Here is a 10,083-nt window from a genome sequence, read left to right as displayed (position 1 = left end):
ACAGCGCTTGGGTGAAAAAGAGGTCTTTGGACATTCGGGGCTCCTGTCTATCCGGTCCAGCCGAGGCCCGCAGCAACGCAGTTCATCGACTGCAGCAGCGGCACCGGCACTGTTGAAGGCTTTTCAGCGCGCTCTTCCCGCAGGAGGCGTACTTGGGTTTTGTGAATTTCGCGCAGCATGGTTTCGACCCGTCCAAAACGGGCGCGCAGGCGCGGGAAACGGTCGGCGAGGCTGCTGTCCCCGGTCAGGAACAGGATGGCTTCGCGGGCCAGCTGGTATTCCTTGCGGATGGTGCCAAAGATCCGCTCGCGGATTTCATCGTCCTGCACCAGCGTCGCATAGTCGGCGGCGATCTCCATATCGCTTTGCAGCAGCGTCTTTTCGACTTCATCCACCACCAGGCGGAACAGCGGCGAGTTGGAGAACATGTCCTGCAGCACCGCGTCGCCGCGTGCGCCGCGGAACTTGCGGAAGCTGGCAACCGCCGAACCGAACCCATACCAGCCGGTGATCATGTGGCGGTTCTGCGACCAGGCAAAAACCCAGGGGATTGCGCGCAGATCGTCCAGCGAGCCGGCGCCGAAACGGCGGGCCGGGCGCGATCCGATCTTGAGCCGTGCGAGTTCCTCCACCGGGCTGGCCTGCTGGAAGTAGTCCAGGAAACCGGGCGCGTTCAGCAGGTTGGAATAGGCGGCCTGGGACATGCCGGCAAGCGCCTCAAACGCATCGTCATGCTCGGGGTTCACCGGCGGGGTGTTGTCCTGCAGCGAGTGGCGCAGCACGGAGGAGGCCATCAGTTCCAGCTGGTGCAGCGCGGTGCCGCGGTTGGCGAACTTGGAGCTGACCACTTCGCCCTGTTCGGTGATCCGCATCTGGCCTGCGATGGTGCCTGCGGGTTGGGCGGCAATGGCGCGCTCAGCCGGGGCGCCGCCGCGTGAAACAGAGCCGCCGCGGCCGTGGAAGAACACCGGCTTCATCCGGTGCGCGGCCAGGGTGCGGGTGATCAGGCGCTGCGCCTTCTCCAGCTCCCAGGTGGAGCAGAGGAAACCGCCGTCCTTGTTGCTGTCGGAATAGCCCAGCATCACCTCGATCCGGTTGTCGCCGGATTTCAGCGAGCGGCGGGCAAAAGGCACGTCCAAAAGGCCGTTCAGAATGCCGGGCGCGGCACGCAGATCGCCAATGGTTTCAAACAGCGGCACAACTTTCAAAGCAGCCTTTTCGGCACCAAAGCCTGCGTAGCGCGCCAGCAGATAGACCCCCAGCAGGTCATCGGTGGAGCGGGTCATCGACAGGATGAACGGCCCCATCGCCTGCGGATCTTCCCCGGCGCCTGCATCGCGCATCAGACGCAAAAGTTTCAGCAGCTCGCCGCTTTGCGGGCTCAGCTCGTCCGGCATCACATAGGCCAGCGAGGCGCTGCCAAGCTCGCTGCGCAGGCGGGCGGACCATTCGGAACTTCCAAATTCCGGCACCTCGCCGGAGCGCGACCAGATCTCGGTCAGGGTTTCGGTGGTCACTGTCGAGTTTTGCCGGATGTCCAGCGTCACCGTGCGGAAGCCAAAGACGTCGGCCTGCCAGCGGATCGGGCGCACATAGCGGGCCGCCAGCCGGCTGGCGCCGATTTCCTCCAACGCCTCCTCGACCTGGGTAAGATCGATGATGAAATCGCCAAGATGCGGGTAGGTCCCGGGCTCTTCTGCGGCAGTGGCCTGAATGCGGGACAGGATCGCAGTCAGCGCCTGGCGGAACACCTCTCCCGGATTGCGTGCGGCAAGGCCGGCCATGCCAGGGGCGGCTTCGATGATGCCTGCAAGACGGGCGGATGCGCTGTCAGGCAGGGCAAACACGGCGGCCGAGATCGAAATCCGTTCGGCTGCGGTGGTCAGCGCCTTCTGATAGCGTTTCAGAATGGCCGCGCGGTTGGCCGCCAGCGCATCTGCGGTGGCTTCAACGGTCACATTCGGGTTGCCGTCGCGGTCGCCGCCGATCCAGGAGTGGAACTTGAGGCAAGGCGCATCGGCAGTCGCCCCAAGACGCGGCTCGGCGGCGGAAATGTAGCGGTCAAACAGCTGCGGCACGGCTTCATAGAGGCTGTCGCGGAAAAACTGCAGCCCCCATTGGATCTCGTCCTGCAGGCTGGGACGGTCGCGGCGCAGCTCGCCGGTCATCCACAAGAGGTCGATCTCCGAGCGCAGATCCTCCAGCAGATCGGCACGCTCACGCGGGGTCCAGCGCTTGGCCTCCAGCGACACCAGCCCGCGGTAGATGCGGCGGTGGATTTCCAGAATGGTGACCCGCTTGGCCTCGGTCGGATGCGCCGTCAGGGTCGGGCCGATCGAGAACTGGCTGGCAACTTCCCGCAGCCGCTCCGGCGTGGCGAGGTCGCTTGCCAGATCCAAAGCGCGGGCAAAACTGCCCTCGACCACTTCCGGGCCATCCTGGGTTTCGGCCATGCGGCGGTCGCGCATGGCAGCGTTTTCCTCGACGATCTTCAGCAGCTGGAACCAGATGTTGAAGGCCTGCATATAGGCGGTCGCGGGCTGGCCGTCCGACAGGTCCCAAGGAGACTCGCCGGTGGCGCGCTTTGCCACTTCCGGCGCGCGCTGGCGCAGGACATCCAGCCAGAGGGCATGCAGTTCGGTGCGCAGTTCGGCGGCGTAACCCGTATCCTCGAACCCCGCTTGAGTGGTTTCGGCCGGGTTTCCCATTACATCACCCGGTCACGCGGCTCGCGCCCTGCAAAGAAGTCATTGAGATTGTCGAGCACGCGGAAACCCATCGCCTCGCGCGCTTCCCGGGTGGCGCTGCCCAGGTGCGGCAGCATCACCAGGTTGTCGCAGTCCAGCAGGTCCGGGTTGATGCGCGGCTCGCCATCAAACACATCCAGAGCCGCGCCGCCGATGGTTTCGAACCACAGGGCGCGGGACAGGGCCAGCTCGTCGATCACCTCGCCGCGGGCCGTATTAATAAGGAATGCGTCCGGCTTCATCAGGTTCAGCATCCGGGTGTTGATCAGATGCCGGTTTGCGGCGCCGCCCGGGCAGTGCAGCGAGACGAAGTCGCACTGCGGCATCAGTTCTTCCAGATTGCCGACCTGGGTGGCATTGTAACGGGCCAGGATATCGGGGGACACGCGGGAGCGGTTCTGCACCACAATCTTCATGCCAAAGCCATGGTGGGCGCGGCGGGCCATTTCCTGGCCGATACGGCCAAAGCCGACGATGCCCAGCGTCTTGCCGGAGACCTTGGTGCCAACCAGGTGGGTCGGGCGCCAGCCGGTCCACTCACCGGCACGCAGCTCACGCTCGCCCTCGCCTGCGCGGCGGGCCACCATCAAGAGCAGCGTCATGGCGATATCAGCGGTGCATTCGCTGAGCACATCCGGCGTGTTGGTCACGGTCATGCCGTGACCGGCGGCGCCGTGCATATCAATATGGGAGTAGCCAACACCGTAGTTGGCAAGAATACGGGCCTGCGGATTGGCAACATCGAAGGCCTTGGCCGAGACGGTGTCGGTCACCGTCGGCAGCACCGCATCATAGGACTTCATCGCGTCGCGCAGCTCCGCTTCGCTCAGCGGTTTGTCGCCCGTGTTCAGCACGGCATCAAAGGTTTCAGAAAGCTGAGCCTCTACTGCGGCGGGCCAGCGGCGGGTCACCAGTACCTTCGGCTTTGCCATGATTTCATCTCCCTGACGTGCTTGTTCTTTATTAGGGTGCTCCACCCCCGCCATTGCCCCGGGCCAAGGGTGGAGCAGTGCGCCGGATCCAGGGCTGGATCAGGCGGCGTTCTTTTTCATCACGCTTGCGATGGTTTCGCCGATCACGGCGGGGTTCTCGGCAACGGTCACGCCGGCCGCCGACAGGATCTCCACCTTTTCCGAGGCGGATTCGCCGAAGGCCGAGATGATCGCGCCCGCGTGGCCCATGGTGCGGCCCTTGGGTGCGGTCAGACCCGCGACATAGGCCACAACCGGCTTGGTCACGTGGTTCTTGATGTAATCCGCCGCTTCCGCTTCCTGCGGGCCGCCGATTTCACCGATCATCGCGATGACCTCGGTTTCCGGATCCTTCTCGAACCATTCCAGAATGTCCTTGAAGGAGGAGCCGTTGATCGGGTCGCCGCCGATGCCGACCGAGGTGGAAACCCCCAGGCCTAGCTCTTTCAGCTGCGCTGCGGCCTCATAGCCCAGGGTGCCCGAACGGCCGATGATGCCCACGGTGCCCGGCAGGTAGATATGGCCCGGCATGATGCCCAGCAGCGCCTTGCCCGGCGAGATGGTGCCCGCGCAGTTGGGGCCGGTCAGGATCATCCGCTTGTCCTTGGGATAGCGGTACATGTAGCGCTTCACGCGGATCATGTCCTGGGCCGGGATGCCGTCGGTGATGCAGACGCAGTATTTGATGCCCGCATCCGCCGCTTCCATGATGGAGTCGGCAGCAAACGGCGGCGGCACAAACACCAGCGACGCATTGGCGCCAGTGGCCTCCACCGCTTCTTTTACGGTGTTGAAGACCGGCACGCCCTCGACGGTTTCGCCGCCCTTGCCCGGCACCACGCCGCCCACGACGTTGGTTCCGTATTCGATCATGTCCTTGGTGTGGAACCGGGCAATCTTGCCGGTGATGCCTTGGACGATGACACGGCTTTCGCGATCAAGAAGGATGCTCATTTGACGGCCCTCACACGAGTGTTTTGATCAAGGTCGTTTTTCCACGCGCCAACGGCCCGCTCTGCAGCTTCCATCAGCGAGGTGGCGCGGATCAGCGGCAGGCCGCTTTGCGCCAGGATCTTCTGGCCTTCCTCCACATTGGTGCCGGCAAGGCGGACCACCACGGGCACGTCGACCTCCACTTCCTTCAGCGCCTGAACGACACCTTCGGCAACCCAGTCGCAGCGGTTGATGCCGGCAAAGATGTTGACCAGAACCGCCTGCACATTGCTGTCGGACATCACCAGGCGGAAGGCCTTGGCCACCCGTTCCGGAGTTGCGCCGCCGCCGATGTCCAGGAAGTTGGCAGGCTCGCCGCCGGCCAGCTTGATGGTGTCCATGGTCGCCATCGCCAGGCCCGCGCCGTTCACGATGCAGCCGATGTTGCCTTCGAGGCCGACATAAGACAGTCCGCGGTCGGCCGCGCGGCTTTCGCGCGGGTCTTCCTGGGACTTGTCGCGCAGCTCGGCGATCTGCGGATGGCGGAACAGGGCGTTGTCGTCAAAGGTCATCTTGGCGTCCAGCGCGATGACCCGGTTGTCCGAAGTGACCACCAGCGGGTTGATCTCAACCATGGTGGCGTCCAGTTCGGAGAACGCCTGGTAGCAGCCCTTAAGCGTGCGCACCATCTGCTGCGTCATGGCCGGCTCGATGCCCAGCTGGAACGCAATCTCGCGTGCCTGGAAGTCCTGCAGGCCGACGGCCGGCTCAACGGTCGAGCGCACGATGGATTCGGGGCGCTCTGCAGAGATCTCCTCGATCTCCATGCCGCCTTCGGACGAGGCAACGATCATCACCCGCTGGCTGGAGCGGTCCAGCACAAAGCCGAGATAGATCTCGCGGGCGATCGGAACCGCACCTTCGACATAGACACGGTAGATGCCTTTGCCTTCGGGGCCGGTCTGGTGGGTCACCAGCTTCTTGCCGAACAGGTTCTCGGTCGCCTCATAGATCTCGGCTTCCGAGTTGCACAGCTTGACGCCGCCCGCCTTGCCGCGGCCGCCTGCGTGAACCTGGGCTTTGACGATCCATTTGTCGCCGCCCAGTTCCCGCGCGCGGTAGGCCGCCTGCTCGGGGCTGTAGGCCAGCGCGCCCGGCGGAACGGTCACGCCGAAGTTGCTCAGAACTTCCTTGGCCTGATACTCGTGGATATCCATGGTCCTCTCCTCCTCATGGATGTCGGAATTCTATTACTCAGCCGGTTCCAGTTCCGGTGCGTAATGCTTGTCGAGCAGGGCGTTGATCGCTGCCATGTCGACATTTGCGCCCATGTCGTTCATCGCCTTGCCAAAGCGGTTGACGATGTCGGTGATGGCCGCCGGGGTGATCTGGTTCAGGATGCCGATACGGACCTGGACCGGCTCCGACAGGGTCGGCCAGATGCCGAAACCAACGGCGCGGCAGTTGCCCACCAGCTCTTTCTCGCGGCCGGCCAGATCGCCGGGCAGGTTCAGAACCACCAGGCTGGTCATGTTCGAGGTCACGTCGCAGCCCATCGCGGTGACGGCGTCGCGCAGCGCTTTCTCATGGAAGGCATAGTCGCGGGCCTTCTGGGCGCGGCCGTGCTGCAGGGTGATGCGCAGCGCCTCATGGAAGGCGGCAACCGCGTAACCCGAGTGGGTGCGGTGGTAGGTGCCCGCGGCGACGTCCTCGCCGTCCACGATGCCCCAGTGGCGGGCTTCCAGGATCGGGTTGTGGACGTAGGAATGGCAGCCGTTCTCGCGCACGGTCTGGATGTACTTGTCGGTGAAGGACACCGGCGCATAGGTCAGCGGCAGGCAGAGCACGCCTTTCTGCGGGCAAGAGGCCCAGCCGGCGACGCCCGGATAGTCGTCGATCGAGAAATCCTCGATGCCCAGCGAGGACACCGCGTCAATGAGGCCCATCACGCCGTGCTTCACGCACGCATCCGAGAAGCCTTTCAGGTCGTTGATGCGGCCCGAGCCGGTTTCCCAATGCGCCATGAAGGCCCATTTCGGTTTTTTCTCGGCCAGCACCTGCTCCACCAGCTTGCCGGAAACCGACTCGCCGTGCGGCACGTCGATCACGGTGACGGACGCGGGCTGCGGGTTCATCGCGTCGGCAGCCAGCTCCTCGCGGGTGGCGGCTTTCATGCGGATGGTCATCGCGTCGATGCCCGAGAAGGTGCCGTTCTGGAAGGCCACCACGGTGTCGCCCGGCAGGATCGCGTTCAGCATGCAGTCCAGGCCGGAAAAGCCGGTGCCGCCAACGCCGTAGGTGTAGGTGTTGCTGGTGCCCCACAGATCGCGCAGCATCTGCTTGCACTCGATCATGCCGCGCAGCACGTCCGCCTGCATGTGGTCGGCCAGGCCGGTGTTGGCAAAGGCCTGCAGCACGCGGGGATCGGTATTGCCCGGGCCAGGGCCTGCGGCCAGGGTTTCCGGGATTTCCAGGCTGGGGAAGATCGTGGGTTCAGTCATCGGGGTTAGACCTCGCTGGTTTCATGTCGGCGATGTGCCGGAGGTCCCGGGCCTTCGTCGCGGCGGTCTTCACTGCGGGAAGGTTTGTTTCCTGTCGTGCAACATCTGTTAACCCAAGGAAACCCTAGGTCGACAAAACCCGCAACATTCCTATATCCTGCTTTTGGGTATCTGAATGGATGGGAAAAAACCTACCCAAACTGGTAAAAATACCGTTGTATACTAAAATCGCACCTACCCATTCGGGTGGTTTTTAACAAAAGGACACACAATGGCTCCTATAAGCGACAAAGTTTCCCCGATTTCGGTCATGCTTGCTGACGCAAATCCGCTGGTGCTGTCTGCGATGTCCGAAATCTTCGACAAGGATCCGCGATTCTCGCTGGTGGCCACCTCCGCCACCGCCGAAGGCTTCCTCGGAACGGTGATGCGGGTGCCGGTACAGGTCGGGATCATCGACTGGAACCTGCCCGCGCTTGGCGGCGCCAAGCTGATCGAGGTGCTGCGCGACCAGGCCAACGCACCGCGGCTGGTGGTCTATGCCGACGAGAGCAGCGATGTGCCGCGCAAGGCGATGAGCGCGGGCGCAGCCGGCTTTGCGCCGCGCTCCAGCGCCGTCGAGGGGCTGCTGGACACCTGCATCGCGGTGGCCGAGGGCAAGATGGTCTTCCCCTTCCTCGACGTCCGCGGCCTGCAGACCGATCCGATCGAGCAGTTGTCGCGCCGCGAGCGCACCATGCTCGAGGCGCTGTCCAAGGGGCTCACCAACAAGGAGCTCAGCAAGGAGCTGGAGATTTCCACCAACACGGTGAAGTTCCACCTGTCGAACCTCTACGAAAAACTCTCGGTCAAGAACCGCGCTCAGGCGATTGCGTTCTACTACGCCAACCGCGCTGCCAAGGGCGATTTCCATCTCGAGGAGTGACCCTGCCGCGGCGCCCCGCGCCACGCACGCGAGCGCACATACGCGCGTGCACGCGAGGGCGCACACGGGCGTGCGACGCGTGCGCGCACCCTCGCGCGAATGTATTTAAATGAAAACTTTTTTCTTGACAGGAAACCTATCCATGGGGAATGCCTAAGGAGGAGAGGACGAAAACCCATACCGAATGAGGAGCGAAACCATGTCGTTTCATACCATCGAACAGGCCCCCGGCCGCCTGAACCGCAGCGAGCTGGCCATCCCCGGCTCTCAGCCGCAGATGTTTGAAAAAGCAGCGAAATCCGACGTCGACGTGATCTTCCTGGATCTCGAAGACGCGGTTGCGCCGGACGAGAAAGACCAGGCCCGCAAGAACATCATCCAGGCCCTGAACGAGATCGACTGGGGCAACAAATCCATGTCGGTGCGAATCAACGGCCTGGACACCCACTACATGTACCGCGATGTGGTCGATGTTGTTGAACAGGCAGGCGAACGCCTGGACCTGATCATGGTCCCCAAAGTAGGCACCGCCGCCGACGTTTACGCCGTCGACATGCTGGTCACCCAGATCGAAGACGCCAAGGGCTACAAGAAGCGGATCGGCTTCGAGCACATCATCGAGACCGCGCTCGGCATGCAGAACGTGAGTGAAATTGCCGCAGCCTCCAAGCGCAACGAATCGCTGCATTTCGGCGTTGCCGACTACGCCGCTTCGACCCGCGCCCGCACCACCATCATCGGCGGTGTAAACCCGGATTACTCGGTGCTGACCGACCCGGCCGCCGACGGCTCGCGCGATGTGCACTGGGGCGACATGTGGCACTATGCGCTGGCCCGCATGGTGGTGGCCGCGCGCGCCAACGGCCTGCGCCCGATCGATGGCCCGTTTGGCGATTTCCAGGACAAGGAAGGCTATAAAGCTGCCGCCAAACGCGCCGCAGTTCTGGGCTGCGAAGGCAAATGGGCCATCCACCCCAGCCAGATCGAACTGGCCAACGAAGTGATGTCCCCGTCGGACGCCGAGATCACCAAGGCGCAGCGCATCCTCGAAGCCATGGCCGAAGCCGAAGCCGCCGGCAAAGGCGCAGTGTCGCTGGACGGCCGCCTGATTGACTATGCCTCGATCCGTCAGGCAGAAGTGCTGGTGGAAAAAGCCAAGCAGATCGCCGGCAACTAAGCCGCTGATCCTGTTAAAACATTCCGCCGTCCCGGTTCCAGCTGGGGCGGCCGAACGCCGATGTGCCAGGGAGATCCAGATGAGCGAATTGCTGACCACCGCCAAGACCCTGTTCCAGGCCGCTGTCGACCGGGCTGATCCTGCCCAGGCCTTGCGCACGCAACTGGCATCCGCGCCGCTCCCCGCCCTGCCTGAAGGCGGCAAAAACGTACTGCTTGCCATAGGCAAGGCCGCGGTGCCGATGATGCGCGAAGCGCTTCAGCTGATCCCTGGTGCGGCGCAGGCCTTGGCCATTACAAACCCCGAAAATCACACGGAAATCCCCGGCGCCACGGTGATCTGCGGCGCCCACCCGGTGCCCGATGAAACCAGCGCCGCCGCAGGCCGGGCCGCGATAGAACTGGCACGTTCCCTCGGCCCGAATGACCGGTTGATTGCACTGATTTCCGGCGGCGGCTCTGCCCTGATGGTGGCGCCCGCTCCCGGACTGGCACTTGCCGACAAGGCGGCCGTAAACAAGCTGCTCCTCGCCTCCGGGCTCGAAATCAACGAGATGAACCTGATCCGCCAGCAGCTGTCGGACACCAAGGGCGGCGGCCTCTTGCGCCATGCGGCGCCGGCCCGGGTGCAAGCCTACATCCTGTCGGATGTGATCGGCGACGATCTGCGCGCCATTGCCTCCGGCCCCACCGTGGCGCCCATCGGGACCCGCTCAGAGGCCCGGGAGATCATGCAGCGCACAGGTATCTGGGACAGCGCCCCAGAGGCGGTCAGAGCCCATCTCAGTGCCGATGAGACAGCGCAGGACACCCCGCCCGCCGCCAGCAAC

At 63.8% G+C, this 10,083-nt stretch carries 8 protein-coding genes; 3 read left to right on the top strand and 5 right to left on the bottom strand.

Features of this window, described 5'->3' with window-relative positions; all coding sequences use genetic code 11:
• Positions 1–47 precede the first annotated feature (47 nt).
• The 5 genes from RA20_RS23255 to RA20_RS23235 form a co-directional block, all read right to left on the bottom strand.
• Entirely contained in the window at positions 48–2,708 is a 2,661-nt protein-coding gene (locus RA20_RS23255; protein WP_039134780.1) for a phosphoenolpyruvate carboxylase, read from the bottom strand.
• The gene (locus tag RA20_RS23250) at positions 2,708–3,679 is read right to left on the bottom strand and encodes a 2-hydroxyacid dehydrogenase (protein WP_039134777.1); all 972 of its coding nucleotides are present in this window, start codon (positions 3,677–3,679) and stop codon (positions 2,708–2,710) included. The genes RA20_RS23255 and RA20_RS23250 overlap by 1 nt, the downstream gene beginning before the upstream one ends.
• A gap of 99 nt (positions 3,680–3,778) precedes the next feature.
• Positions 3,779–4,672, bottom strand: a complete 894-nt coding sequence (gene sucD / locus RA20_RS23245; protein WP_039134774.1) for a succinate--CoA ligase subunit alpha — start codon at positions 4,670–4,672, stop codon at positions 3,779–3,781.
• Positions 4,669–5,868, bottom strand: a complete 1,200-nt coding sequence (locus RA20_RS23240; protein ID WP_039134771.1) for a malate--CoA ligase subunit beta — start codon at positions 5,866–5,868, stop codon at positions 4,669–4,671. The genes sucD and RA20_RS23240 overlap by 4 nt, the downstream gene beginning before the upstream one ends.
• Positions 5,869–5,901: 33 nt before the next feature.
• Positions 5,902–7,152 carry an aminotransferase class V-fold PLP-dependent enzyme gene (locus RA20_RS23235; RefSeq protein WP_039134769.1) on the bottom strand — a complete coding sequence of 417 codons (1,251 nt, stop codon included), beginning with the start codon at positions 7,150–7,152 and terminating at the stop codon, positions 5,902–5,904.
• Positions 7,153–7,462: 310 nt separating this feature from the next.
• Between RA20_RS23235 and RA20_RS23230 the strand changes: the two genes are divergently transcribed.
• The 3 genes from RA20_RS23230 to RA20_RS23220 form a co-directional block, all read left to right on the top strand.
• Positions 7,463–8,077 carry a response regulator transcription factor gene (locus RA20_RS23230; protein WP_039134766.1) on the top strand — a complete coding sequence of 205 codons (615 nt, stop codon included), beginning with the start codon at positions 7,463–7,465 and terminating at the stop codon, positions 8,075–8,077.
• Between the two features lie 199 nt (positions 8,078–8,276).
• Complete coding sequence (locus tag RA20_RS23225; protein ID WP_039134764.1) at positions 8,277–9,254, top strand: HpcH/HpaI aldolase/citrate lyase family protein; 978 nt, start codon at positions 8,277–8,279, stop codon at positions 9,252–9,254.
• Positions 9,255–9,333: 79 nt separating this feature from the next.
• Positions 9,334–10,083, top strand: a 750-nt coding sequence (locus RA20_RS23220) for a glycerate-2-kinase family protein (protein WP_039134763.1), incomplete at its 3' end; no start/stop codon positions are given.

Origin of the sequence: Leisingera sp. ANG-Vp (assembly GCF_000813725.1) — a bacterium.
Taxonomy (GTDB): domain Bacteria; phylum Pseudomonadota; class Alphaproteobacteria; order Rhodobacterales; family Rhodobacteraceae; genus Leisingera.
This window is presented reverse-complemented; position numbering and strand designations above follow the sequence as displayed.